At 38.9% G+C, this 26,318-nt stretch carries 27 protein-coding genes and 1 pseudogene; 20 read left to right on the top strand and 8 right to left on the bottom strand.

Going from position 1 to position 26,318, the window contains the following annotated elements:
- Positions 1-331 precede the first annotated feature (331 nt).
- From ltrA to UP17_RS19805, 3 genes are all read left to right on the top strand, one after another.
- Positions 332-1,594 carry a group II intron reverse transcriptase/maturase gene (ltrA, locus tag UP17_RS19815; RefSeq protein ID WP_061464640.1) on the top strand — a complete coding sequence of 421 codons (1,263 nt, stop codon included), beginning with the start codon at positions 332-334 and terminating at the stop codon, positions 1,592-1,594.
- A gap of 227 nt (positions 1,595-1,821) precedes the next feature.
- Positions 1,822-2,076, top strand: coding sequence for a hypothetical protein (locus UP17_RS19810; protein WP_061464639.1), 255 nt, complete (start codon positions 1,822-1,824; stop codon positions 2,074-2,076).
- Between the two features lie 92 nt (positions 2,077-2,168).
- Positions 2,169-2,618, top strand: coding sequence for a GNAT family N-acetyltransferase (locus UP17_RS19805; RefSeq protein WP_061464638.1), 450 nt, complete (start codon positions 2,169-2,171; stop codon positions 2,616-2,618).
- Positions 2,619-2,638: 20 nt separating this feature from the next.
- Here the strand turns inward: UP17_RS19805 and UP17_RS28970 are convergent, their stop codons facing one another.
- Positions 2,639-2,911 (bottom strand): nucleotidyltransferase family protein, encoded by a 273-nt coding sequence (locus UP17_RS28970; protein WP_250211701.1) that lies wholly within the window; start codon positions 2,909-2,911, stop codon positions 2,639-2,641.
- Positions 2,912-3,375: 464 nt separating this feature from the next.
- Here UP17_RS28970 and UP17_RS19800 point away from each other — a divergent pair, with 464 nt between their 5' ends.
- From UP17_RS19800 to UP17_RS19765, 8 genes are all read left to right on the top strand, one after another.
- Positions 3,376-3,846, top strand: coding sequence for a DinB family protein (locus UP17_RS19800; protein ID WP_061464637.1), 471 nt, complete (start codon positions 3,376-3,378; stop codon positions 3,844-3,846).
- A gap of 395 nt (positions 3,847-4,241) precedes the next feature.
- On the top strand, positions 4,242-4,781 hold the full coding sequence (locus tag UP17_RS19795) for a DUF1572 family protein (RefSeq protein ID WP_061464636.1): 540 nt from the start codon (positions 4,242-4,244) through the stop codon (positions 4,779-4,781).
- A 166-nt stretch (positions 4,782-4,947) separates the two neighbouring features.
- Positions 4,948-5,331, top strand: a complete 384-nt coding sequence (locus tag UP17_RS19790; protein WP_061464635.1) for a YkvA family protein — start codon at positions 4,948-4,950, stop codon at positions 5,329-5,331.
- A 154-nt stretch (positions 5,332-5,485) separates the two neighbouring features.
- Positions 5,486-5,842: an MmcQ/YjbR family DNA-binding protein gene (locus UP17_RS19785; protein ID WP_061464634.1), complete on the top strand. Its 357-nt coding sequence runs from the start codon at positions 5,486-5,488 to the stop codon at positions 5,840-5,842.
- A gap of 270 nt (positions 5,843-6,112) precedes the next feature.
- Positions 6,113-6,853: a type I methionyl aminopeptidase gene (gene map / locus UP17_RS19780; RefSeq protein ID WP_061464633.1), complete on the top strand. Its 741-nt coding sequence runs from the start codon at positions 6,113-6,115 to the stop codon at positions 6,851-6,853.
- 255 nt (positions 6,854-7,108) lie between these two features.
- Positions 7,109-7,462 carry a DoxX family protein gene (locus UP17_RS19775; RefSeq protein ID WP_081108899.1) on the top strand — a complete coding sequence of 118 codons (354 nt, stop codon included), beginning with the start codon at positions 7,109-7,111 and terminating at the stop codon, positions 7,460-7,462.
- A gap of 25 nt (positions 7,463-7,487) precedes the next feature.
- Positions 7,488-8,249, top strand: coding sequence for a pirin family protein (locus UP17_RS19770; RefSeq protein WP_061464632.1), 762 nt, complete (start codon positions 7,488-7,490; stop codon positions 8,247-8,249).
- Positions 8,250-8,293: 44 nt separating this feature from the next.
- A complete protein-coding gene (locus UP17_RS19765) occupies positions 8,294-8,740 on the top strand; it encodes a MarR family winged helix-turn-helix transcriptional regulator (protein ID WP_061464631.1) in 447 nt (148 codons plus the stop codon).
- 71 nt (positions 8,741-8,811) lie between these two features.
- On the opposite strand, the gene fabF is transcribed toward UP17_RS19765, so the two are convergent.
- On the bottom strand, positions 8,812-10,047 hold the full coding sequence (fabF, locus tag UP17_RS19760; RefSeq protein ID WP_061464630.1) for a beta-ketoacyl-ACP synthase II: 1,236 nt from the start codon (positions 10,045-10,047) through the stop codon (positions 8,812-8,814).
- 120 nt (positions 10,048-10,167) lie between these two features.
- Between fabF and UP17_RS19755 the strand changes: the two genes are divergently transcribed.
- Positions 10,168-11,022, top strand: a complete 855-nt coding sequence (locus UP17_RS19755) for a helix-turn-helix transcriptional regulator (protein ID WP_061464629.1) — start codon at positions 10,168-10,170, stop codon at positions 11,020-11,022.
- Positions 11,023-11,190: 168 nt separating this feature from the next.
- Here the strand turns inward: UP17_RS19755 and UP17_RS29595 are convergent.
- The 3 genes and pseudogenes from UP17_RS29595 to UP17_RS19745 all read right to left on the bottom strand — a co-directional run.
- Positions 11,191-11,250, bottom strand: a pseudogene (locus UP17_RS29595) (DUF4083 family protein); the annotation flags it as partial.
- Positions 11,251-11,637: 387 nt separating this feature from the next.
- Positions 11,638-12,480 carry a CBF family alpha/beta fold macrolide esterase gene (locus UP17_RS19750; protein WP_061464628.1) on the bottom strand — a complete coding sequence of 281 codons (843 nt, stop codon included), beginning with the start codon at positions 12,478-12,480 and terminating at the stop codon, positions 11,638-11,640.
- Between the two features lie 305 nt (positions 12,481-12,785).
- A complete protein-coding gene (locus UP17_RS19745; protein ID WP_061464627.1) occupies positions 12,786-13,562 on the bottom strand; it encodes a 3-hydroxybutyrate dehydrogenase in 777 nt (258 codons plus the stop codon).
- Positions 13,563-13,817: 255 nt separating this feature from the next.
- Between UP17_RS19745 and UP17_RS19740 the strand changes: the two genes are divergently transcribed.
- The 6 genes from UP17_RS19740 to UP17_RS19715 all read left to right on the top strand — a co-directional run bounded on the left by UP17_RS19740 (position 13,818) and on the right by UP17_RS19715 (position 21,200).
- Entirely contained in the window at positions 13,818-14,765 is a 948-nt protein-coding gene (locus UP17_RS19740) for a 3-hydroxyacyl-CoA dehydrogenase family protein (protein WP_061466186.1), read from the top strand.
- Positions 14,762-15,937, top strand: coding sequence for an acetyl-CoA C-acetyltransferase (locus tag UP17_RS19735; protein WP_061464626.1), 1,176 nt, complete (start codon positions 14,762-14,764; stop codon positions 15,935-15,937). Before UP17_RS19740 ends, UP17_RS19735 begins: the two co-directional genes overlap by 4 nt.
- 64 nt (positions 15,938-16,001) lie before the next feature.
- Positions 16,002-17,672: a sigma-54 interaction domain-containing protein gene (locus UP17_RS19730; RefSeq protein WP_061464625.1), complete on the top strand. Its 1,671-nt coding sequence runs from the start codon at positions 16,002-16,004 to the stop codon at positions 17,670-17,672.
- Positions 17,673-18,421: 749 nt separating this feature from the next.
- Positions 18,422-19,807, top strand: coding sequence for a GntP family permease (locus tag UP17_RS19725; RefSeq protein ID WP_061464624.1), 1,386 nt, complete (start codon positions 18,422-18,424; stop codon positions 19,805-19,807).
- Positions 19,808-19,839: 32 nt separating this feature from the next.
- Complete coding sequence (locus UP17_RS19720) at positions 19,840-20,535, top strand: CoA transferase subunit A (RefSeq protein WP_034309718.1); 696 nt, start codon at positions 19,840-19,842, stop codon at positions 20,533-20,535.
- Positions 20,536-20,552: 17 nt separating this feature from the next.
- The gene (locus UP17_RS19715; RefSeq protein WP_061464623.1) at positions 20,553-21,200 is read left to right on the top strand and encodes a 3-oxoacid CoA-transferase subunit B; all 648 of its coding nucleotides are present in this window, start codon (positions 20,553-20,555) and stop codon (positions 21,198-21,200) included.
- A 487-nt stretch (positions 21,201-21,687) separates the two neighbouring features.
- Here the strand turns inward: UP17_RS19715 and UP17_RS29775 are convergent, their stop codons facing one another.
- Positions 21,688-21,882: an SAP domain-containing protein gene (locus UP17_RS29775; RefSeq protein WP_434218702.1), complete on the bottom strand. Its 195-nt coding sequence runs from the start codon at positions 21,880-21,882 to the stop codon at positions 21,688-21,690.
- 457 nt (positions 21,883-22,339) lie between these two features.
- Here UP17_RS29775 and UP17_RS19705 point away from each other — a divergent pair, with 457 nt between their 5' ends.
- Positions 22,340-23,239 carry a M15 family metallopeptidase gene (locus UP17_RS19705; RefSeq protein WP_061464622.1) on the top strand — a complete coding sequence of 300 codons (900 nt, stop codon included), beginning with the start codon at positions 22,340-22,342 and terminating at the stop codon, positions 23,237-23,239.
- A 56-nt stretch (positions 23,240-23,295) separates the two neighbouring features.
- On the opposite strand, the gene UP17_RS19700 is transcribed toward UP17_RS19705, so the two are convergent.
- On the bottom strand, positions 23,296-24,144 hold the full coding sequence (locus tag UP17_RS19700; protein ID WP_061464621.1) for an HAD-IIB family hydrolase: 849 nt from the start codon (positions 24,142-24,144) through the stop codon (positions 23,296-23,298).
- Between the two features lie 228 nt (positions 24,145-24,372).
- Between UP17_RS19700 and UP17_RS19695 the strand changes: the two genes are divergently transcribed.
- Positions 24,373-25,362, top strand: coding sequence for a LacI family DNA-binding transcriptional regulator (locus UP17_RS19695; protein ID WP_061464620.1), 990 nt, complete (start codon positions 24,373-24,375; stop codon positions 25,360-25,362).
- 274 nt (positions 25,363-25,636) lie between these two features.
- On the opposite strand, the gene UP17_RS19685 is transcribed toward UP17_RS19695, so the two are convergent.
- The gene (locus UP17_RS19685) at positions 25,637-26,149 is read right to left on the bottom strand and encodes a GNAT family N-acetyltransferase (protein ID WP_061466185.1); all 513 of its coding nucleotides are present in this window, start codon (positions 26,147-26,149) and stop codon (positions 25,637-25,639) included.
- Positions 26,150-26,318: the final 169 nt, after the last annotated feature.

The following is a 26,318-nucleotide window of genomic DNA, read 5'->3' as shown; positions in this document are numbered from 1 at the left end:
GTAAATGAAGCAGATAGATGGAGGGAAAGATTGCACTCTTACCCGGGGAGGTCTGATGACAGCCAAGTACACTTGGTAACCTTTCCAGTGATGGACAGCTGAATCATCAGAAGTCAGCAGAGGTCATAGTACTTGTCTACTCGAGAAGACAAGGAAGGACCGAACAGATTAAGGAGGATGAATACTAGGCGTTCGTTATCTGTGAAGAAGCAAACAATTCCTAACGGAACTTATTTGAAGGAAGAAGTGGTGAATACACGGGGAACTTCAAAAGGGTGGAGCAGATAAAGGCACAAATAGACCATTTATCCACGTAGAAAGGATATCAACGATGTTAATGGAACAGATACTAGAGAGGGAAAACTTAATACAGGCATTGAAGCGTGTAGAAAGAAATAAGGGAAGCCATGGTGTAGATGGAATGCGGGTCCAAAACCTGAGACCGCACCTCGTAACCGAATGGTACAACATGAAAACTGCCCTTTTACAGGGTACCTATCAACCGAATCCCGTCCGTCGTATCGAAATCCCGAAACCAAACGGCGGAGTTCGGCTTTTGGGTATTCCAACCGTTCTAGACCGTTTCATTCAACAAGCCATTGCCCAAATATTGACCAAGATATATGACTCAACCTTTTCGGAGAATAGCTATGGATTTCGCCCTAACAAACAAGGGCACCAGGCGGTTCGAAAGGCAAAGTCCTATATAACCGAAGGTTATACATGGGTAGTGGATATGGATTTGGAGAAGTTCTTCGATAAAGTGAATCATGACAAGCTCATGGGAATGTTAGAGCGGAAAATTGAAGATAAACGAGTTCTTAAACTGATTCGTAAATTCCTTCAAGCAGGCATTATGATAGGCGGACTTTTTCATAAAAGTGAGGAGGGAACTCCGCAAGGAGGTCCGTTAAGTCCTTTATTATCTAATATCATGTTAGACGATTTAGATAAAGAACTAGAGAAACGCAATCTTCGATTCGTAAGGTATGCGGATGACAGTACTATCTTTGTGAAGACACGAAAAGCCGCCAAACGTGCAATGGGAAATATCTCAAGCTTCATTGAAAATAAACTGAAGCTAAAGGTCAACTACGAGAAGTCGAAGTATGATCGCCCTTGGAACAGAACGTTTCTCGGTTTTAGTTTCACGAAGTCAAAGAAGAACCCGAAGGTTCTACTGGCTAAACAAACGGTGAAGAGGGTAAAGAAACGAATCAGGGAAATGACCTCGAGAAAATTACCGATACCCATGGAACTCCGAATAAATAAGTTAAAGCAATACCTTAGAGGTTGGATGGGGTATTTCGCCCTCATTGATACTCCGAACGTATTGAAGAATTTAGATTCATGGATTCGAAGAAGACTCAGAATGTGCCTATGGAAGCAATGGAAATTACCAAGAACGAGGGTGAGGAAACTCAAAGGATTAGGCGTCCCATTTGGAAAAGCATATGAATGGGGAAATAGCAGAAAGGGTTATTGGCGCATAGCGCATAGTCCTATTCTAGACAAAACCCTTAATAATGTTTATTGGCTCCATCATGGGTTAGTAAATCTATATGAACGATATACAAAACTACGTCAGACTTAAACTGAACCGCCGTATACCGAACGGTACGTACGGTGGTGTGAGAGGTCGGAGGCTAGGCGCCTCCTCCTACTCGATTTATGTAACAAACGAGTGCGTTAGCTTGAGATCGAAGCCGTCTTTTGTTTCTCATTAGACACAAACTGTGCAATACCCTTAATAACGGGGGTTTGGGTTTAAAGACTTAAATGGATTATTATGGTATATTTGATGAAAAAAGGAGTAAGAATATGAAGTTGGTTCTTCAAGCGTCTATTGGTTCAATTGCACTTCATGTTTTATATATAGTCAGTTTGATGTTAGTGAGTATTATAAAAACAAAGAACTATAAACCAGATATTGTGAGTGCATGGGATAAAGTAGATACCCTTCAAAAGGAAGCAGAGATTGTCGGTGAAGTTATACCACCTTATTTTTACGTATTATCTTTTGTTGGGGTAGCTGCGATTTGTGGAATTATTATTTTAATGTATAGCAAAATATAGAATTAAAAGGGTGGGTTAGTAAAGGAGTGTTTTTTTGAAAAAGGTGTTAATAGGTGTCATTAGTATTGTGGTTTTTTTGAGGAGGTATTGTATTGAATCGACACCAAATCATAATTGCTCAGTATAATCCCAAGTACGCTGAACAAACAGTGAAAATGTGGCGAGATAGTAAGGAACAGGCAATTGGTAAGAAAGAAATTCATAGCTTTGAAAATCACGTTTATTTTTTAAATAATATATTACCTGAACAGTTTCAAATAAATTTAGCATTAATTGACGATAGAGTAGTTGGAATGATTGTTTCAAATGAAACGGAAATAAGCCAACTTTATATTCATATAGATTATCAAGGAATTGGTATAGGTCAAGCATTACTAGATAAAGTGAAAGCAAAATCAAGTGGGAGATTAACATTATATACATTTAAAGTAAATGAAAACGCACAACGATTTTATGAAAAGAATGGGTTTAAAATCATTGGTGGAGGACACGAAAATGAAGAGAATTTACCTGATATTCAATATGAATGGATATCAAAATAAACAATGTTAAGGGGGGACCCCTATATTTTTATACCTGTAAAATTTCTACTCGTTCTGTAGTTCCTTAAAAAAAGAGTCGGCTTCACTTCTAGATTAATAACATCACTAATGCCGCAAGGGGCTATTAATTTCAAATTATCCCTTTCATCTAATTTTACTCCTAAAGCTGTTCTTGTTTCTGGGAACTTGCAAAGAGCATCAACGGCAGAAGAATAGGGAGGCATATTACTTATAATGTGAATTCTTGGTTCATTCTTTACAGACCGGCATGAGGATTTTAAGCATTTCCTCAATTTACTTCTCCATTAATTCATCAATATTTGTAGGGTCAAAATAAATTAAATCATTATCTAGGATTGGAGTTCTTTCATTGAAATTATCGTAATGTCATATCCACCAATTAGGTGAATTTAACGATTTTGCTGCTTTTAATATGTTCATCATTCATTGATCTTTTGTAATAAGCTCAAAGATTTTTCCTCATTTTTCAAAGTAAAATTACTCCTTATTTATATTACTTTTTAATAATTTGTCAACCTTGAATGCTTATCCTTCTTCAACTATCCTCCCCCATAGTCATAAAGACAGCTCCGATCATCCCGAGTTCATTAGGAAAAATGAACCTTTTAGGATATCGCCCTACTGTGGAACAAAAACCGGTTGACATAAAGCTAATTTTAGGAAGTTTCAACTATATTCTTTTTCGTTTTTTACTGGTATAATATGGATGATTTTGTTAATGAGAGGGGAGAAAAAGATGAATCAACTTGTATTTAAGCAATTTGAGATGACAAGAGAATATTTCATCAAGAATGTAGAGTCCGTTTCTAAGGAACAAACTGATGTGCAGCCAGATGGTTTTAATAACACAATTCATTGGCATACAGGTCACGTTTTGACAATTACTGAACAAACTATGTTTGGTTTCCCGCATGTAACAACTCACCTTCCCATGAATTATATAGAATTGTTTGGGAATGGTACAAAACCAGCTGATTGGACAGGGAATATACCTGCAATGGATCAACTTATTGTACAGTTGAAAGGTCAATTAACTCGTTTAAAGCAAATTTCTTCTGAACAGCTAGATCAAGATTTGGATACACCATTCCTAGGTTGTAAGACTGTTGGAGAACTCGCAGGTTTAACATTAATGCATGAAGCGACTCATATGGGGCAAATTCAGGCGATGAAGCGTATAATTGAACATGTAAGTGTTAAAAACTGAATGTAACAAAGTGTTATATTTAGATGAAAAAATCAGTCTGAAAAACTGGTTTTTTCTTTTGTTATATTTTATACATTATTAGTCTGCATAATACTCTCTGTTTTCATTTACTCCACTAACCATTCCCGTTTGTAAACCTCCTGATATCTTAATAATAATCTCCGGAAAATATACAAATTAACAATAACATTTTTTTAATTAATAATAATTTGAAGTCTTCATTTTTTATAATAGGTTAGGAGATATAACCAATAAACTATACTAGGGATACGTAAAATGCCTTTTTTGGTGAGATTACGATATTTCACTTTAATTTCATTTACAATAAGTAGAGAGAATATTTCGTCATTTAAAATTTAGTAAAATTAAATTATGTATTTAGGGAGGGAATGATTATGGATATTGGAAACGAATATTTAAAGATTGTAATCGAAAGGTTTAAAAGTGTAAAAAGCCTAGGAGATAAAACGATAAATCAATTATCCGAAGGGGAAATACATTGGACGTATAATATCGAGTCAAATAGTGTTGCAGTAATAGTAAAGCATTTGAGTAGAAATATGGTTTCAAGGTGGACTGATTTTTTAACGTCAGACGGAGAAAAGGAATATAGAAATCGTGATGAAGAATTTATAGATGATATATCTTCAAAATCCGAACTAACTATTGTTTGGGAAAAAGGCTGGAAAACCCTAATTGATACATTAACTGGTTTAAGCGAACAAGATTTATTAAAAAATATATACATTCGTGGAGAAAGGCATTTAGTTTTAGAGGCTATTGAAAGGCAGATGGCACATTATGCTTATCATGTGGGGCAAATTGTTTTTATTGGTAAACAAGTAAAAGATAATAAATGGGAGAGTCTCAGTATTCAAAAAGGAAAATCGGAAGAATATTTAAAACAAATGCTTGATAAACACCAGGGAAAATAAACCAAGAATAGTATAACCCTGCTAAAAAAACATCTCGTTATTAAGCAGCGGGTGCTAGAGCTAAGGTCAGAGCTGTCTATATCGGGGAAGATTAGTACAAAACAATCTTTAGTAAATTTCATTTTGTTATAATGAAAATAAAATCATTACTATTATAGGAGATAAAATGTTTAACAAAATAAAGACTTGGGCGAGAAATTTAAAACGACAGATTTTTATCCTTTACTTTGCTTGTAAAGATGAACGGATGCCTTGGTATACAAAGGTATTTACAGCTTGTGTTGTTGCTTATGCATTCAGTCCGATTGATCTAATCCCAGATTTTATACCCATTCTTGGCTACTTAGACGATGTAATTCTCGTTCCAATAGGGATAATGATTGCATTAAAGATGATTCCAAAGAGTGTATTAACCGACTGTGAAGTTAAGGCAGAGGAAATGATGAAAAACGGTAAGCCGAAGAATTGGATAGTCGGCTCAATAATATTATTGATTTGGGTCTTAATTATAATATGGGCTATTAGTAATATTTATCGCTTAATTAACTGACAGATGCGATAGCTTAAGATCGAAGCTGCCTTTAAGGCGCTTTTTCCTTAAGGAACTAACGGGGCAGTTAGTGCAATAAAGCGTCCAGGGGTTATAATTAAGGATGCAGCTTTATTAAAAACTAGCAAGTTATTATGTTAGAGAAGAGGTTAAAATGAAAAATAGAGAGGGAGCTATCGGTTACTGTTTGGGAATGGGTAATACATATGAAGATTATCCATTTCGTGATAAGAATTGGACGTTAATGCGACATATAGATAACAAGAAAGTGTTTGCGTGGATATTTGAAAAAGATGGCCATATTTGGATTAATGTGAAATGTGATCCCGGTTTTTTAGATTATTGGCGTCAGATTTACCATTCGGTAGTTCCGGCATTTCATCTTAATAAGGACCATTGGAATTCGATAATACTTGACGGTACTGTTCCAAAGGAAGCCATTTACGAAATGATAAAACAAAGCTATATGTTAACTAAAAAAAATAATAGTAAAGTTAATTTCAAAAAGTGAAGGCATTGATTCAGCAGGAAGGATTTATGCCTTTTTCTTATGGCACTAACGGGGGCAGATTAGTTCTATAAGAAAAGTGGAAGGTAAATCCAATTAATGTATAGTCATATGTACTAGATCCTTTTGTAGTCTATTCCTTGATCGAAGAATAATTCAGGCGAGGGGGATTGTACCAAATATTTTACATTGCTTTTATTTTTCGAGAAAATAAAGGTACAATTAATACTTATATAGCTTATTAATGATAAAAGATAATGAGGTAGGATAAAAATGATTGCAAAAACAGAAGAAGATTTTAATGGTTTGAAGGAAATTGGCAAAATTATTGCCTCCATTAGAGATGAATTGGTACAAAGGACAATTCCTGGCATAACGACCAAAGAACTTGATGATATAGCCGGAGGACTTTTAGAAAAAGCAGGTGCAGTGTCAGCTCCAAAAGGTGTATATGATTTTCCTGGCTATACCTGCATTAGTCTTAATGAAGAAGTGGCACATGGTATTCCGGGTCATCGGGTTATTCATGAAGGGGATCTAGTAAATATAGATGTATCTGCCTCAAAGAACGGTTATTTTGCAGATACAGGAATCTCATTTGTGGTAGGAGAAGGAGAAGAAGTATTAACGAAAATATGCGATGTTGCTAAAAAGGCATTTGAAGCAGGTCTTAAGAAAGCAAAACCCGGTTCTAAAAAAAGCAGAATCGGAAAAGCAGTATTCGAAACAGCGAGACAGCATGGATTCACTGTTATCAAAAACCTTACAGGACATGGTGTTGGACGTAGAATACACGAAGCACCTGACCATATTTGCAATTATTATGATCCATGGGATAATGAAATATTAAAGGAAGGGATGGTTATCGCATTCGAACCATTTATCTCAACCTTTGAAGAAGAAGTGCTCCAAAAAGAAGACGGTTGGACATATGCTACAGAAAAAAGCTATGTAGCTCAATTGGAACATACTATTATCCTTACTAAAGATGGTCCGATTATTGTCACACTTTAATTCAAGCGAGGATTCGATTGGTGTATCCCACATCAACCCACTTAAATAAAGGAGTTGCTTTGGCAGCTCTTTTTCTTATGAGCTAAAGGGGCAGGATAGTTGAAGAAGAAACAATTTGAATAGTAGATAAAAAACAACCCAATAACCATAAATCGGGTTGTTTTTTTTTTGTTGACACAAGACTTATCCTAATGTTAGGATAAAAAAGCACTAAGTTTAGGATAAATAATATTAGGTTAAAGGGAGAGAAAATAAATGACTGTTTTATCAATTATTCTTCAAAGCATTTTAGGATTAGGATTCCTAATGTTTGGATTTATGAAGTTCGGTTCAAAGCAAATGGTGGATGAATTTGGGCGTTATGGGTATCCAGGAGGTTTTAGGATATTTACAGGTCTTGTTGAAGTTATTGGAGCAGTACTAGTTATCTCAGGTATTTGGAATGATAAGTTAGCTGCGTGGGGTGGTTTATTTATTGTTGGGACAATGCTTGGGGCAATTTTCACACACATCAAAATTAAAGATTCTGTAAGCAAAATGATGATGCCGATTGTTTTATTAATTCTTGGATTAATTGTATTACTTATAAATTTTGGCTCATTGCTTTAATTATTAACATAAAGGAGGAATTAGAATGGATATTAAAATTATTAAACCACAGGATCAGGCGTTTGGGCAGTTTGATGGCGGTAAAATAATAGAACAAAAACCCATTGGCTTTTCTGGAGAAGGATCACTAATAAATAGGCTAGGACCATTATTTTACTGGGCATGGGCAAAATCTGAGGGCGAAGGTGGTATTGGTTTTCATCCTCATCAAGGTTTTGAGATATTAAGCTACAACATTAAGGGGAGAGGTCGTCACCAGGATACGCTTGGTACGATTAGCGAAGTAGGTGCTGGTGGTGTTCAGGTGATGCAAACCGGCTCAGGTGTGCAACATGCCGAATCTCTTCTTGAGCCGTCAGAAGGGTTTCAAATTTGGTTCGAGCCGCACTTAAGCAAAGCCATAAAGCGAACACCCGCTTACTCAAAATACGTGCATGAAGATTTCCCAATCACTTCGGAAAACGGTGTAATGATTAAGACGATATTAGGTGAACATTCACCAATCAATCTCGTGACAGATGCCAAAATGTACGATGTTGAACTTGGAAATGGTACAATCTATAATTATGCTCTTTCACCTAATCGGACACTAGCTGGTTTAGCTATTAGAGGTAATGGCGGTGTTATTGATGAATTGGAGGTTTCATTTGATAATAAGGATTTCATCATTATTCAATCAGAGAAAGTTGAAAGCTTTACCATTCAGCCTAAAGGTGAAGAACTTCGGATGCTGCTAATAGAAATTCCAGTTGAAGTTGATTATCCTTTATACAGAAAACCAAGATAACCTAAATTGAATTTTAAAAATTATTGTAATAGGAGGTTCGATGAATGTATCAAGGAGATGAACAAAGTCAGTTGGATTTGAGGTTGTTACGTGTTTGGCTGAAAGCTTCCCAAGCTGTTGCTGAAAACGTACTGAAAGATATTGAAAGTCATAATATTAGTAGGGAAAATTTTATGATTCTTGAATTGCTTTACAGTAAAGGTCCGCATCCTGTCCAAAAGATCAGTGAGACGTTCTCTATTCCAAGTGGAAGTATCACCTATGTCGTAGATAAGTTAGAAAAGAAAGGGTTTGTAGAAAGACAACCAAACCCTAATGATAGAAGGGCTTCTAATGTCGTCATAACGGAAGAAGGAAAAGCACTTTTTGACAAGATTTTCCCAAAACACGTTGCAACAATCTCAGAAAATGTTTCATTCATTACTAACGAAGAGAAAGAGCAATTAATTTATTTATTAAAGAAAATAGGAATAGGGGCACAAAGTTTATAAGCCCCATTACTAACTAAAGGTTCTCTTGAGGATCTTTAATTTTAATGAAAAAAATACGAGCGAAATTTAATTCACTCGTATTTTTTTAAAACGATAGCTGCATTATGACCTCCAAAACCGAATGAATTGGATAGACCAATACTTATTTCCACTTTACGAGCAACACCTGGTACATAATCTAAATCACATAATGAATCAGGCTTTTCTAAGTTGATGGTTGGAGGAATAATTCCTTCCTTTAAACTTTTTGCCAAGGCAATTGCTTCCACGCCTCCTGCTGCTCCTAACATGTGACCAAGCATAGATTTATTAGCTGTTATTGGGATTTGATAAGCTTTTGATTCAAATAGTTTTTTAATGGCCAGTGTTTCAGATCGATCTCCCACTTCTGTACTTGTTGCATGAGCGCTAATAACATCAATCTCTTCAGGAGAAACTTTTGCATTTTTCAAAGCCATTTTCATTGCAAGATAGGCTCCTTTACCTTCTGGGTGTGTAGCTACCATATGATAGGCATCAGAACTCGCACCATACCCAATGACTTCTGCATAAATTTTTGCATCTCTTTGTAAAGCGTGAGACAAAGATTCCAAGATTAAAATTCCTGCTCCTTCTGACATGACAAACCCATCTCGATTTACATCAAAAGGACGGCTAGCTTTAGTTGGATTATCGTTTCTCGTTGATAATGCTGTAGCATTACCAAAACTAGCTAAAGATAAATCTGTTATAGCTGCCTCTGCTCCTCCTGCAAAAACGGCATCTGCTTCTCCAAAGCGAATAAGTCTGAATGCCTCACCAATAGCTGTATTTCCGATCGCACAAGCAGAAACAGGTGACATAGTAGGTCCCATTGCGTTCCACTTAATACTAATTTGGGCTGCGGCAGCATTTGAAATCATGGCAGGTACCAGGGTTGGACTAACTCGTCTTGGACCTTTTTCTCGAAGAGTATCCACATTATCAATCAATGTTTCAATTCCTCCTATCCCCGAACCAACATATACGCCAAGTCTTTCAAGATTGATATCATCAATATCTAAATTAGAATCAGTCCAGGCTTGTTCAGCAGCAGCCAAAGCAAATTGAGAAAAGCGATCTAGACGTCGGGCTTCATTTTTTCCTAAAATATCATCTGCATTAAAATCACGAATAATTCCTGCAATTTTTGCTTTATGATTGCTTACGTCAAATGTATCAATAGAGGAAATGCCCGATTTCCCCTCAGTCAGATTTCTCCAAAATTTATCTACGTTGTTTCCAATAGGAGAGACTACTCCCATTCCGGTAATAACGACTCTTTCCATTTTTCATCACTCCAAATGAATAGTATATTTGTATTATACTTCGGGATTATCCTATTACAAGTGAGTGTTTATCCTGGTATAATAACTACTAAGTTAAATGTTATGATGGAGGTTTTAGAAATGGATGATAAAAACAGACTTGAAGCTTTGTCTTCATTTTTAAAAACGAAGCGATCCCAAATAAAGCCTGAATCTATCGGTATACCTGCTGGTACACGGAGAAGAACACCTGGCTTACGAAGAGAAGAAGTTGCACATTTGGCTGGAGTTAGTACTACTTGGTATACGTGGCTGGAGCAAGGTCGGGATATAAAGGTCTCTACAAGCGTATTGGATTGCATATCTACAGCTCTTCAATTAAATAATGATGAACGAGAGTATCTATATGATTTAGCTTTAGAAGTGAAATCACCCATTATTGATCGAAAGAAGGATCAGCCAAAACTTAGTCCTTCTTTGGAAAGAATTTTAGCTGAGTTGATGTACTGTCCTACTATCATTACAGATCGACATTGTCATATTGTAGGCTGGAACAATGCTGCTGCACATGTTTTTTTAGATTTTGAACAACTCCCGGATGATCAACGAAATTTGATCCATCTAGTATTTACAAGAAAAGAATTAAAAGCATTAGCTGTGAATTGGGAGCATTTTGTTAAGGGGTTTCTTTCCATTTTCCGTGCCTATTATGGTCACTACTTAGGTGATGAATGGTATAACCTATTTATTAAGGAAATGAGTAATTCTCACCCGGAATTTCAGTCTTTATGGCAAGAAAGTCAAGTGAGTAAAGCTCCAGAAATGATGATTGAATTTAGACATGCTAAAGCCGGAAAGATGTTGTTTAATTTAACTTCTCTTAAAGTCCAGGGGGACATGGACTTAAGGTGCAGTATCTATACACCAGTAGATGGAACAGCTACAGAAGATAAATTAAAACGATTAATGAAGAAAATCTCCATTGAAAGTTCATAAACCAGCAAATTTACTGTGCCGAAAAATGCCAACTAAGGTGTTTTTTCTTCTTAAGCTAACGGGGGTAGCTTAAGATTGGAACTGTCTTTATGGGGAACATGTCTTTTGTGTCGCATAAACAAAGTGTGGGAACAAATGAATTGGAAATCATAAAAGACATTATTCTCTTTAATCATTTTCAAGTAGCTCAATTACTCTATCAAGTTTTTGTTCTATGCTGTGTTTACTTAACTTAAAATGGTTAGTTCAATACGTTTAAAACGAAACTATTTAAGGTTGATTGGAGCGGAAGTGCGAGACTCCTGCGGGAGCAGCGGGACAGGTGAGACCCCACAGGCGTTTACGCCGAGGAGGCAAACCGCCCGCACCAAGGAAAGCGAGCATCTGGAGGGGAAATCAATCACAACTCACTACCTGGTAAATAGCAACAAAGTATGTGAAAACAGCCTTAATAAAAGGGAGCCCAATTTCTGGAAACTGGGCTTTTATTAGGGATATCGATAACGTGGTAAACCTACATTTTTCTTTAATCATACTAGGATTATTCATTTTCCAATTTTGTAAGTATAAAAAGGCAGCCACCTTACATAATGGCTAATTTTGCAACTTACTAATTTATCGAGAAGTAAGCTTTATAACTGAATCGATAATTTCATCCCAATCTTCACTATGAATCTCATGTCCTGATCCATCAAGGGTCACTAATTCAGCATGAGGTATGGCTTTTACAAGAGCAAGCCCGTGCTCGTATGGCAAGGCTGGATCTTCTGTGCCATGAATGATGAGGGCAGGTACGGATATCTCACCCATTCTATCAAAATATTCGTCTCCGCCAGCAAGCATGGCATGATTAAATCTGCTTGGTAGTTGTTTGGCGCGTTCCGCCTCTCTTTTTGCCAGTTTATACATTCTTTCCTGCTCATAAGGTTTGGAACCGGCTAAAGTTTTCCATCCATCTGCAAGAAAAGCGATGGCCGCCTCCCGATTTGACCAATCCATGAAAGCACTCTTTGCATGGTGATCCAATATGCTCTGGTCCATTGGAGGCAGTTTTTCCATTACAGTCCCGAACACACTTGATGCAATTAACGTAAGCGTGTTTACGCGTTCCGGATATCTCAAGGCAAGAATCTGGCCGATCATACCGCCTAGCGACATTCCGACGATAGAAGCCCGCTCTATGGAATAAGCATCCAGGACACCCGCGGCATCGTCAGCCATGTCCGTTATTGTATAGTTGGAGGTACCCGGTTCATAAATGACCGATCGCCCCAGATCCCGATGATCGTACCGAATGACAAACCTCCCCGAATCAGCGAGGCGGTGACAGAAGTCCTCATCCCACCAGTCTAATGAAGACATTGCCCCCATGATCAAAAGCACAGCAGGGTTCTTTGGGTTTCCAAAACTTTCTGTACATATATCCACGTTATTTATTTTCAGTATCTGTTCACTCATGTTTTTTACCTCCGTATTAAATATTATCTAATAGCCGTTACCATGGCGAAGATCAATAAATGCTTCCCGGAGCATATGATTGGCCTGCCCCTTAATTATTCAGTCTAACCCACTTAATAATCATGACAAGGCCTCCTTTTGTATTTGTAAAATGGGAAATATCCCTATATTACTGTAACATGAGCGAATTCTTTACACCACCAAATTTTTCCACAATTCCATGAAGACAAAAAAGCCCGAATAAAGAGCACCTTTTTGGTGTCGTTTTATTCGGGCTTTATTTCGTTTGCAGATGCATTTTCGACTTATTGTGCTGTATATCCGCCATCTAACACGACTGCCTGGCCTGTGATGCCCCGTGCTTTGTCGCTTGCGAGGAAAATGGCGTAGTCGGCAATTTCACTTACATCAAGTAAGCGGTTTTGCGGGACAAGTGGATAGATGACCTCTTCCAAAACGCTTTCTAATGGTACTTGTCTTGTTTTCGCCAGATCCTCCAGTTGACCGCGGACGAGTGGTGTGTCTACGTATCCCGGGCAAAGGGCATTGACGGTAATGCCAAAAGAGGCGCTTTCCAAGGCGGCGACTTTCGTTAATCCGATTACACCGTGTTTTGCACTATTGTATGCTGCCTTGTTGGCAAATCCAATCAGACCGTTAATGGAAGAGATGTTGATGATTCTGCCGAAGCCTTGTTCTTTCATGATGGGCAAAACGTTCTTAATTGAAATGAATGGGGCGGTCAGCATGATTTTGATCATCAGTTCGAATTTTTCAGTTGGAAACTCTTCAATTGGTGCAACATGCTGAAGGCCGGCGTTATTGATGAAAATGTCTATTCGTCCGTATTTGTCTTTAGCTTGTTTGATTAGCTGGATAATATCCTCTTCACTTGTTACGTCTGCTTTTAAGCCGATAACTTCCAAGCCTTTGTTCCTTAGGTCTAAAGCGGCTTTTTCAACTGTGTTTTGATCAAGGTCGGACAAAACGACCTTTGCGCCATTTTCAGCAAATATCTTTCCAATCTCAAAGCCGATTCCTCTAGCAGATCCGGTAATTATCGCCACTTTATCTTTAACCATTTTACATTCCTCCAATAAAAAATGTAATGGTCCAGGTCTGTCATTTTATATAGTAAGCAGGGAATATTCACAAGGTAAGCTCAATCGGAAATATAAAGGGAAGGTTATAAAAATATGGTTTAGGTTAATGAGTAAGAGTCTATCATGATTTTCTGGATAAAAAAAGATTTTTATTTCCCCTTATCGTTGGCATAAATATTGCATATATAAAAAGGTGAGTAAATACAGGTGATTGAAACGGAAAGGGGAAGCTGGATGATTAAAAAAGTTGCCATTATCGGTTCAGGTGTAATGGGAAGCGGGATCGCACAGTCATTTGCAGTAAGCGGGTATTTCGTGACCATTAACGATATAAAGGAAGAATTGCTATATCATGCCCAAAATCGAATTTCTGAGAATCTATCATTGCTCATTGAGGAAGGGGTTTTGACTGATGAGGAAAAGCAAGCCGCTTTAGCGAATATAACATACAGTGTAGATTTGAAAGGGGCGGTAAGGGATGCTGATTTTATCATTGAGGCCATTCCGGAAGTCATCGAGCTGAAGTTAAATCTATATGAGCAAATGGAGGAAATGATCAAACCGGATGCCATTGTTGCTTCAAATACATCGACCTTTCCGATTTCTCAATTGATGGGGAACGCCTCGTTTGCGGACAGAATGGTCATCACGCATTTCTTTAATCCTGGCCATTTGGTTCCATTGGTTGAAATTGTTCAGCATGACGAAACAAAGCCGGAAATAGTCAAGGCAACAATGGATTTAATGCGTAAAATCGGCAAGTCTCCGATTCTCCTGAAAAAAGAAATAGCAGGGTTCATTGCCAATCGTCTCCAGACTGCCTTGATGCGGGAAGCCTTTTATCTATTAAAAGAGGGCGTTGCCGATGCTGAGGATATCGATACAGCGATAACGGCTGGACCAGGTTTTCGATGGGCATTTACCGGGCCGATCGAGATTGCTGATTTTGGCGGACTGGATACATGGCAGCGCGTTTTCGATAATGTTTCACCAGTATTGGATCAGAGCAAGGGAGCGCCTGATTTGATTCGTGATTTGGTTGCTAAGGGAAAGCTTGGGACGAAGTCGGGAGAAGGGATTTTTACGTATGAAGAATCTACCGTTTCCCAGAAAATCAATGAGAGGGACCGTCATTTTATTAAACTGGGAAAATTAAAAATGGAGAAGGAGGAAGTATTATGAGAGAAGTAGTGATTGTAGGGGCAGCAAGAACACCAGTTGGTGCGTTTGGAGGCAGTCTTGCCAATGTTTCAGCGGTTGAATTGGGAGTTGTGGCAGCTAGGGAAGCGATTAAGCGGGCAAATATCTCGGCTGACATGATCGATGAGGTATTGATTGGGAATATTCTATCTGCTGGTTTAGGGCAAAATGTGGCACGTCAGGTTGCGATTCATGCAGGGATTCCGGAAACAACGCCGGCCATGGCCGTTAATAAACTTTGCGGATCTGGCCTCCGTACGGTAATAATGGGGGCACAATTCATTGCCCTTGGTGATGCAGATGTGATTCTCGCCGGGGGTATTGAAAGCATGAGCAATGCTCCATATTTACTTCCAAATTATCGTTTTGGACAGAAAATGGGTAATGGTGAAGCAGTCGATTCCATGACATATGACGCCTTAACGGATGTTTTTAATCAATATCATATGGGCGTGACTGCGGAGAATATCGCCGAGCAGTGGGAAATCAGCCGTGAAAAGCAGGACGAATTTGCTTTAGATAGCCAAAGAAAGGCTGAAAAGGCCCAGCTTGAAGGACGATTTGCAGATGAAATCGTGCCTGTTGAATATAAACGCAGAGGAAAGACGATCTTGGTGGACCAAGATGAACACCCGCGTCATGGGCTGACGATAGACCAGCTAACGAAGCTGCGTCCTGCTTTTAAGGAAAATGGAACGGTTACGGCAGGAAATGCATCCGGAATCAATGATGGGGGTGCGATGTTAGTCCTAATGTCTAAAGAAAAAGCGGACGAGCTGGGACTGGAGACGTTAGCAACAATTAAGTCATATGCAAACGCCGCGCTTGATCCGAAAATCATGGGTTACGGTCCAGTGCCTGCGACAAGAAAAGCTTTGGCAAAAGCGGGATTGACAATAGATGATATTGATTTGATGGAAGTGAACGAAGCCTTTGCGGCACAGTCACTCGCTGTGCTTAAGGACCTTGAGTTGAAGCCGGAGAAAGTGAATGTAAATGGCGGGGCGATTGCTCTGGGTCATCCTGTAGGTGCTTCCGGTGCCCGGATTTTAGTGACTTTATTGTATGAAATGAAACTTAGGGATGCAAAAACAGGCCTTGCTACCTTATGTATCGGTGGCGGACAGGGAACTGCGCTGATTGTGGAACGGTAATGACTTGGCCCCATTTTCCTATGATATAATGGAGGAAACTTCAGACGGGTTAAGGAGAATAGGAATGGTCAGCGATAATAAAACTGTTCAATTCGAATTAGTGAAAGCGATATTGGAAGAATTGCCTTTTGGTGTTTTGGTAATGAAAAACGAAACAGAAATCGTTCTCTGCAATCGCGTATTATCCGAGGCTTTTGCGGAGAATCAATTTGATCTGCAAATACATTTGATTTTAGAAAAAAACCTTGTACCAGCCGTAAATACTCCGATTCGTTTGAACGGTAATAATGGGATTATCAGAAAAGCAATCGTTCAAATGGGTGATGAGGAATATCAGATTTATCTCCTATTGTTTACAAATAATAAAAGTGATTTTCTTAATGTCGATAATCATGAAGAACTGCTGTTTAAGGATATTATCGAATTTGCCTATGACGGCTTGGTGATGGTCGATACGGAAGGGTATGTCCAAATGCTGAGCCACGCTTATGCGGATTTTCTTGGCGTCGAACAGGAAAGCTCAATAGGGAAACATGTAACGGAGGTCATTGAAAACACCCGTATGCATGTGGTCGCCAAAACCGGTAAGCAAGAGGTCGCTGAATTACAGAAAATTAAAGATAATTATATAATTGCGACCCGCTCCCCGATAAGGAAACAAGGGAAATTGATAGGGGCGGTCGGTAAGATTCTTTTTAAGAATGTCGGGCAATTTACCGCTCTTTCCAAACGGATAAATTCACTTGAAGTAGAGCTGAAAAAGTACAAAGGCGATTTTCGCGAGAGAAATAAGGCCTCATATACATTTGATCATCTGATGGGAAGTAGTCCTGCTTTCATGGAAGTAAAAGGTCAAGCAAAAATTGCCGCTAAAAGCGACTCAAATGTGTTGATTTTGGGCGAAAGCGGAACAGGGAAGGAGCTGTTTGCCCATTCCATCCATAATGACAGCAGACGGGCCATGGGTGTGTTTGTCAAAGTGAACTGTGCCGCCATCCCGGCAGAGCTGCTGGAGTCAGAGCTTTTTGGCTATGAAGAGGGTTCTTTCACTGGTGCCAAAAAAGGCGGAAAAGCAGGTAAGTTCGAAGCGGCTGAAGGCGGTACGATTTTTCTCGATGAAATCGGTGAGCTGCCACTGCATATGCAGGTGAAGCTGCTCCGTGTTTTACAAGAAAAAGAGATTGAGAGGGTCGGCTCGACGGGAAGCATTCCGATTGATGTACGGGTAATCGCTGCAACAAACCGTAATCTGGAGGAAATGGTCTCGAAAGGGGAATTCCGACTTGATATGTATTACCGGCTGAAGGTCTTGCAAATCCAGGTTCCTTCCTTGAGGGAGCGACCAGAGGACATTGAAATACTTGTAAATCATTTTGTTGAAAAGTACCAGAACCTCATGAAAAAACGCGTAACGGGGCTGAGTGATCAAGCATTACGGCTGCTTCGCCTTTATAAATGGCCGGGTAATATTCGTGAGCTGGAGAATATCATTGAACGTGCAATGAATATTGTTGAAGAAGGGGAAATGATACGTTCCAAGCAACTCCCTAAAGAAATAACGGGTCATAAAGAGTCAGTTTCAATCCGCACTTTAGCTGAAGTGATGGATGAAACCGAACGGGCTGCAATCGTTTCATGTTTGGAAATGACTTCTGGTAATAAATCAGAAACGGCAAAGAGACTCGGTGTGAGCCGAACAACACTGTATGAAAAAATGAATAAATATGGTTTATGACTGTTGAAAAGTATCCTTTTGCCAAAGGATACTATCTAAATTTTTAATAAAGTAGATTGGAACGGGTGTGCGAGCTCCTGCGGGAAAGCGAGTGCCTTACGTTCCACGTAACGTTCAATTTATACAAACCCTAAAATAACCGTTAGACAAACTCAAGTATTATCGAGTTTATCTACAGTCTGAAGTGCCCTTTAGCCAAAGGGCACTTTTTAATACTTTTTAACCACCTCTTAAGATAGACACACATTTGTGACTATTTTACACTAGCAATATTTGAGTGTGTCAAGAAATCCGTACATAAAATGGGAGGAAATTTAAATGTTGTAAGAAAAGGCTTACACTTTTTTGAAGTTTATACTTATGTGTATTGAAACCTTGACAGTTTTAAGGGATTTTAGCTTTTAAAAGGGAAATAAAATGTTTGAAAAGGCTTTAAAAGTTGAGGTTTTTCCATTTAATTTAAGTTGGCACAAGAATTGCTTGATTACTTTAGTGAATGGCCTATCTGTCATTTTATATGGTGTTACCACGTAAAATGAAAAGGGATTTCGTAATTCAACAGATTGTTGAAAGCGTTCTCAATAATTGGGAAGCAATTAGTAAGATCATTCAGCTTGACTTGGGGAAGGCAGGTTTGGATGGTAAAAGCGGAAAAATTAAAAATGTGGAATTTAGGAGATTAATGTTTCTACTAATAGGCTTCCGAAATAATTTTGGGGCAAGGGGAGAAAAGAAAAGGGGGAATAGTATTGGTGATTCAAATTTTAGCCATCGTTGTGGCGCTGGGACTTTTAATCTTTTTAGCCTACCGGGGCTATCCGGTCATTATCATAGCGCCGCTTGTTACGTTATTGGCGGTCATTTTATCTGGTGGTCATTTGCTGCCGAGTTATACAGAGACATATATGACGTTTGCTGCTAACTATATAAAAGCGTTTTTTCCGATATTTTTACTAGGGGCGGTATTTGGAAAAGTCATGGAAATGAGCGGTGCAGCAGCATCCATTGCCAAGACCATCGTAAAATCACTAGGCTCAAAGCAGGCCATTCTTGCAGTAGTGCTGGCCTGTTCGGCGCTTACATATGGCGGGGTTTCGCTGTTTGTAGTGGCATTCGCCGTTTATCCATTTGCAGCTGCAATTTTTAAAGAAGCAGACATTCCAAAAAGGTTATTGCCAGGAACGATAGCATTAGGCGCTTTCACTTATACGATGGATGCTCTTCCTGGAACACCTCAGATTCAAAATATCATTCCAACGAATTATTTCGGAACAGATACCTATGCAGCTCCATTAATGGGGATTATTGGCGCGATCATGGTATTCACTGGAGGAATGCTCTGGTTAGAACGTCGCCGCAGGCAAGCGGTGGCAAATGGTGAAGGCTACGGGGAAGGACATATTAATGAACCAGAAAGTGCAGAACAGCAAAACCTGCCTAACTTTTGGCTGTCCATCGTACCGCTCATCCTTGTCGTCGCGTTTAATTTTGCTTTCAGCCGCAGTGCCATTTCGGTTAAGCACTGGTATGATGCATCGATGCTGAAGGAAACTTTCAACATTGCCGATGTAAGCACAGTCACTTCATCCTGGTCTTTGATTGTTGCATTGACAATCGGTATTATTGCAGCGATGCTTCTGAATGTTGGACGTATCAAGGTCAAATTGGCAAGTGGATTAACAGCTGCGGCAATGGGATCATTGCTTGCCATATTCAATACTGCATCTGAAGTTGGTTTTGGGAATGTGGTGAAAACACTTCCTGGATTCTCGGTCATTCAAAACTGGGTGTTCGATGCAAGCGGTAATCCGCTCGTATCCGAAGCAATCGCCGTCAATGTGCTGGCAGGGATTACCGGATCTGCATCCGGTGGACTTTCGATTGCGTTAGAAGTAATGGGAAGTCACTATTTGCAGGTGGCCCAAAGTGTCGGAATCACCCCGGAAATGCTTCATCGAATTGCATCGATGGCATCTGGCGGGATGGATACGCTGCCGCATAATGGTGCCGTCATTACCTTGCTTGCCATTACTGGACTGACACATCGTCAATCTTACAAGGATATCTTTGCGATTACGGTTTTGAAAACAGTGACCGTGTTCATCATAGCTTTTGCAACTTCACTGTTTATTTAATAGAATAGTATTAAGAATGGAGATGATGGAAAATGAGTAAATTATTAACATCTTTTGATAGCGCTATTCAACAAATCGAGGATGGAGCAACCATTATCGTTGGCGGGTTCGGATTAAGCGGAATACCAGAAAAACTAATCATTGCTTTGCGTAACAAAGGTGTAAAGGATTTGACGATTGTCAGCAACAATTGTGGAGTCGACGATTGGGGTCTGGGTCTTTTGCTTGAAAATAAACAAATCAAAAAAATGATCGCTTCTTATGTAGGGGAAAATAAGTTATTTGAACAGCAATTCTTAAGTGGCGAACTGGAGGTCGAGCTAGTTCCCCAAGGAACGCTGGCCGAGCGCTTAAGAGCGGGCGGAGCGGGAATTCCTGCCTTTTATACAGCTACAGGAGTAGGAACGGAAGTCGCAAAAGGTAAAGAACATAAAGAGTTTGATGGCCGCACATACATTATGGAAAAAGGAATAGTCGGAGATTTTGCCTTTGTAAAAGCCTGGAAAGCAGATCATTTCGGTAATCTTGTATATCGGAAAACGGCAAGGAATTTTAACCCTGTCGTTGCCACAGCAGGGAAAGTCACGCTTGTCGAAGTGGAGGAGCTCGTGGGCACTGGGGAGCTCGATCCGGATGAAATTCATACTTCAGGGGTTTATGTACAGAAAGTGCTTGTAGGAAATGACTATGAAAAACGAATTGAAAGACTTACAACCGCTAACGCATAAAAAGGAGGAGTATTCGAATGACTAGACAACTGATTTTAGAACGGGCCGTTAAAGAAATCCAAGATGGTATGTGTGTGAATTTAGGGATTGGAATGCCGACCTTGATTGCCAACATGATTCCAAATGACTTTAATGTCATGCTTCAATCGGAAAATGGCTTACTGGGAATCGGGCCTTATCCGCAAAGGGATGAAGTTGATCCGGACTTGATTAATGCTGGAAAAGAAACAGTGACGGCAAAATCAGGGGCATCATTTTTTGATAGCGCTGAATCGTTCGCGATGATCCGCGGCGGCCACATCGATCTAGCCATTTTAGGCGGGATGGAAGTTTCCGAGAATGGGGACTTGGCAAACTGGATGATTCCAGGGAAGATGGTAAAAGGAATGGGCGGAGCGATGGACCTCGTCCAAGGCGCAAAACGAATTGTTGTCATTATGGACCATGTGAACAAGCATGGGGAATCCAAAGTGAAAAAGAACTGTACATTGCCATTGACAGGAGAAAAGGTCGTACATTGCCTGATTACCGAACTGGCTGTTTTTCAATTTACAGAAGCTGGCATGGAATTGATTGAATTGCAAAATGGCATCACACTTGATGAAGTGAAAAGTAAAACAGAGGCTGACTTTACAATAAGCCCCTCTATTGAAATTAAAGCATAAGTTAAAGAGATTAATAAAATAATTCATTATTAGGCTGCTTTCATTCGCAAACGGGCGAACGGAAGCAGTCTATTTTTTGGTGGTATTTTAGGGGGAATTCCCTTTCTATAATGAAGAACGAAAGGCCTTTTCATCACAGTTATCAATACTTTGCAGACAGTCGGCGGAGAGGGAGCGGATTTCTGAAGGAGGGGATGTGTATGGATTTCCACTCCAGGCACTCGCTTTCCGCGGGCGGTCTGGGAGCCTCCTCGACGCTTCGCGCCTGTGGGGTCTCCCTTGGCCACGCTTTTCCCGCAGGAGTCTCGTACCAAAATTCAAATCACTTTACAGTATAAATGTTAGGGTGTCCTTATATTTCAATATTAGGTTAATATTTGTTGCTTCCAGGAAGTTTCTTGATCTTATTCCAGGCTTCAATTGCTTCTGCACGACTTTTACCTTGATTTTTCGGATCAGCAAAGAAGTCATTAGTAAATTGATTGTATTAAAATTGAGGTGCAATCTTTTTCTTGAATGTATCAAGGCTTAAATGTACTTGAGGCTCAACCATCCTATTGATTTTTGTTTTTCTAATAGGATTTTTTATCTCTCCTGACCGAAGAAATGTTTCAATCCTATAGGAAATTTCTATCTTTGAACCAGTAGAACTGATCCCGTTTCCCCCGCAAAACGTTTGCAATTCCTCTTTCAACCAATAAGAAATCTTTGAAACTTTCAATGCTAATATCTTTTGATAGATTAGGTCTCAAACAAAACACTTCCTTAAATTCTATTATATACCATTATGGAACGAATGTTCTTGTTATTCAAAACAACAATTACGAAAATAGCCTTAAGAAAAAACCGCAGTCGGCTCATCTTGAAACATGTTGAAGACTAGATTATTCTTCATGTTTTTTACTGTAACATTTAAGGATGGAAGAAATATGCGACACTCCTGCCGAAAAACTGGCTAGCCGAGACCCCACAGACGCTTGCGTCGAGGAGGCTTGGCAGTCAGTCGGCGGAAAGGGAGCAGATAAATAACATATTCCTTCTATTCTCTAATAAGTGAGATCGAAATTTTCCAACTCTGCTACTTTTCCGTTAAATAGGCTTATATAAAGTCTGATGGGAATTTAAAAGGAGGGATTATAGTGAAAGTAGGATTACGGACATTATTGGAGCGATCAGTGAAAAGGATGGGCAAAGGGATGAATCCTATTGTGAAGGCATCAGCATTGGAAATGGTGGAACGTGCTTATAAAGAAGGAATCACTGTCCAGATAAGTGCAGGTTATCGCTCTCTAGAAGAACAAGCCAACCTTTATGGTCAAGGACGAGTTTACAGCTACAAAGGAAAAAACTATAGTAATCTAGCTAAGCCCATTGTGACGAACGCTAAGCCAGGCCAATCCTATCATAATTTTGGACTGGCTATTGATTTCTTCATTGTGAGTGATGATGGCAAGAAAGCGATATGGACAGTGAACTCAAAATGGCAGCGTGTGGCTGCCATAGGTAAAGAGTTAGGATTTATCTGGGGCGGGGATTGGACTTCATTCAAGGATTATCCCCACTTGGAGATGACGGGCGGGTTATCCTATAAACAGTTACAAGCAGGAAAAAAACCTCATATTACTTCTCCAAAGACCAGCAAAGGTGATGGCCATATAATTTCCATACAAAAAACGATAAATAGCAGATATAAAACGTCTATTGCCGTAGATGGCGTTTATGGTCCCAAAACCCGCTCGGCCCTTATAAAAGGTTTACAAGCGGAACTGAATAAGCAATTCAATAAAAAGCTAGTTGCCGATGGGAAATGGGGACCTAAAACCAAGACTGCGGTCGTCACTATAAAAAAAGGAGCTAGCTGCAATATCACATGGATCCTGCAGGCAGCACTTTATATGGAAGGGTTTGACCCCGGTCCCCTTGATGCAATATTCGGGGAAAATACCGAGATGGCATTATATAAATACCAAAAGGCAAAAAATATGACTGCAGATAAGCAAGCAGGTAAAGAAACATGGAATGGATTGTTTGGTAGATAGCGGATTCATCCCGTTAGCAGAACTACCCCAATTCCTCCCATTGCTTATACTTCCCCTCAATGATTAATTATTGATTGCAAAGTTCTTAATATTCCTTTAGAGTACGTACCTGTCGTTATTTTAGTATGAACTTGCTTGGCTTCTTGAGTTGCATTCCCTACCAGATAACCATGTTTAACACTTTTTAACATGAGTAGATCATTTCCACTATCCCCGAATGCAAAGGCATGCTCCCGACTCAGCGCGAATTTGTCTAGCATAAAACGTACAATTTCATTTTTTCCAGTACCTAATGGAATAAAGTCTACATCATAACTATCTTCAGGATCGCCGGCAAGGGGATTACAACGATTAATGTTTACCCCTATTCCGTACTCTTGGGCAACCCTTTGGATGGTGGATAGGTTCTTCTTGTCGACGGATTCATGTTGTATTTGATAATAATAATTTCTTTTATAGCGTGAACTTCCCATTTGAGTCTGAGGAGTTAATGGTATATTGCCGTTAAGTAGAACATTATAAATTTCTTCAACTTTCCTTTTATTAAATTTTTCGATATTAATCTGTGAATTCCAATCTGGATCCTTTTCCAAAAAGTTTTTTTCTGAAAAATAGGTGATTTCGGTACCTAGGTCACTGGCTATAAAATGCGGGAAAAACCTGAATCCACCGTGTTCCATTTTATGTAATATCGATTCGATACTACTCCCAGTTACCCAGCCAAAGACAAGCTCTTCATCATAACTTTTTGCTTCTAAGTAATTTTCAAGTTCATATAAATCTTTCTGTCTCTCGTGACTCATGGAGTGAGGATAATAGGTTTCATCAAAATCACAGAATACAATGTATTTGGGGTCTTCAACATTTGGCAATAACTGAAACCCGCCCTTTTTATTCAATAACATAACAATCCCTCCATTAGCTAAAAATATCCGCTCAGTTCATTAACTACTTGTGGCTTATAATTAAGTTGTAATTCACCTTTTAAATGCTTTACTAGCAATACATTAATAAATGCTTTTTTAAAAGTACACCTCCGGAAATTTTGTTAATATGTGATATATAAGGAACGGTATTATAATAACTTCTGAAATCGATAACATGTCAACAACTTATTACAAGGGTGGGATTAAATGACTAAAATAAGCGAGATAGCTAAGCTATGTAACGTCTCTAAAACAACGGTATCTAGAGTCTTAAATAATCATCCATACGTATCAAAGGAAAAAAGGGAACAAATCTTAAAGGTCATTAAAGAGCTTGATTATGTACCAAGTTCGCTTGCCCGAAATTTTAGGACAAATAAAACCAAAACTATTGCAATATTAGTCCCAAGATTCGATCATCCATTCTTTGCCCAATTGATTAAAGGAGTATCTCTAGCAGCATTGGAAAATGATTATAAAGTTCTTATTTTTCAAACCTTTTATGATTCGAAAAATGAATTGGATATTATGGAAAGATTAAAGAATAGAGAAGTAGATGGGGTTATTTTAGGAGCGTTAGAAAATGAATGGAATTTAATAAAGCCTTATTTGACATACGGCCCAATTTTATTGTGTAATGAATACCATTATTCCGCCCCTATACCCATTATTGGTTATGATGAGTTAGAAGCGACATACAAAGCTGTTGATCATTTAATAAAAAAAGGCCATAAAAAGATAGGTTTTTGTTATGATACTTCTTATAGTCAGGCTCAGAGTCAAAGAAAAGAAGGGTTTTTAAAAGCTTTAGCAGATAATAATTTACTACACAATGAAGACTGGATATTTGGACATGGGTTTAATATCGAAGATGGATTCCGTATTTGTGATGAAATATTTAAATTAAAAGAAAAACCCACTGCCTTATTTACTGGAAATGATCAGGTTGCAGCAGGAATTATTAAAAGGGCAACTGCGTTGGATTATAAAATACCAGAATACCTAGCTATAGTTGGTTATGATAATCAATCAATTTGCCAAGTCACAACCCCCACCATAACCACAATCGATATACCAATTATGGAACTAGGACAACGCTCTGCAATAGAATTAATAAAGTATTTAAATAATGATTTGGAATTAAAGCGTGACGTTATTAAATTACCTACCAAACTTAAAATTAGAGAATCAACCTAACCATTAAGATATAACTTCATATTTAGGTTCTTTATCCTTTAAGACTGATAAAAGCACTAAAGAAAAGTTCAGGGTTCCAGTTGAATTTACGTTGGCGGAGTGGATGTAATCCGTCCTCCCCCGAGTTAATTCGACCAACCCCGGGAATAAATCGACTTTCCCGGGAAATAATTCACCTAAACCCGGCATAATTCGACCTGCACACGGGATAATTCGACCTTCAACAAAATAATTCGACCTACACATGAATTAATCCGCTCTTTGTCTGATAAATTCATTCAAGTTCCAAGCACCAGTCATTGCAACGCATAAAGCTCCCTGGAGGGTATTCGAATTCACATTCGGAGGTAAGCTTGAAGTCAAGCTTGCGGCAAATTGCATTTGACGCATCATTATGGATTGAGGGGAATGCGTGAATGTATTTGTATTTTCGTTCGGCTTTTATTTTCTCTATCAGTGCCTTCACAGCATGGGAAGCAATCCCTTTTCCCTGAAATGAAGGGAGGACACTCCAACCGATTTCGTACACATTTTCATCGTTCCGCACTGTTTGCCAGTAGCCAACGGAACCGACTGCTTCAGCCTCTGGAAACGAGATGATGCTAAACATGCATCCCTTCTCCCCAATCTGCAGATACCGTTGATGGCGTTTCAGGATTTGTTCATTACCTTCAGGTCCGCCAAGATATTCCATCATTTCTGGGGCATTTAGTTGAAAAAGTAATTCCAGGTCTTTATCTTCCCACGGTTTAATTTCTATTTTCGTTTCTTTGCTTCGTTCTGAAATCCGAATCACCCCTATATTTTATATTTTCTTATATAACCTTCTTGGCTTAATGCGAGATTCCTTTTTTTGACCTTATTATTCTATTGCCTTTATGTTGAAGTTTTAATCTTATAAGAATAAAGGGATGAATGCTTCCCATTAAATGCTATAATTTACAGGTGATTCTATC

It is taken from the genome of Peribacillus simplex (assembly GCF_001578185.1).
Taxonomy (GTDB): Bacteria; Bacillota; Bacilli; order Bacillales; family DSM-1321; genus Peribacillus; species Peribacillus simplex_A.
The sequence above is the reverse complement of the archived record's forward strand: the minus strand, read 5'-3'. Positions and strand labels throughout refer to the sequence as shown.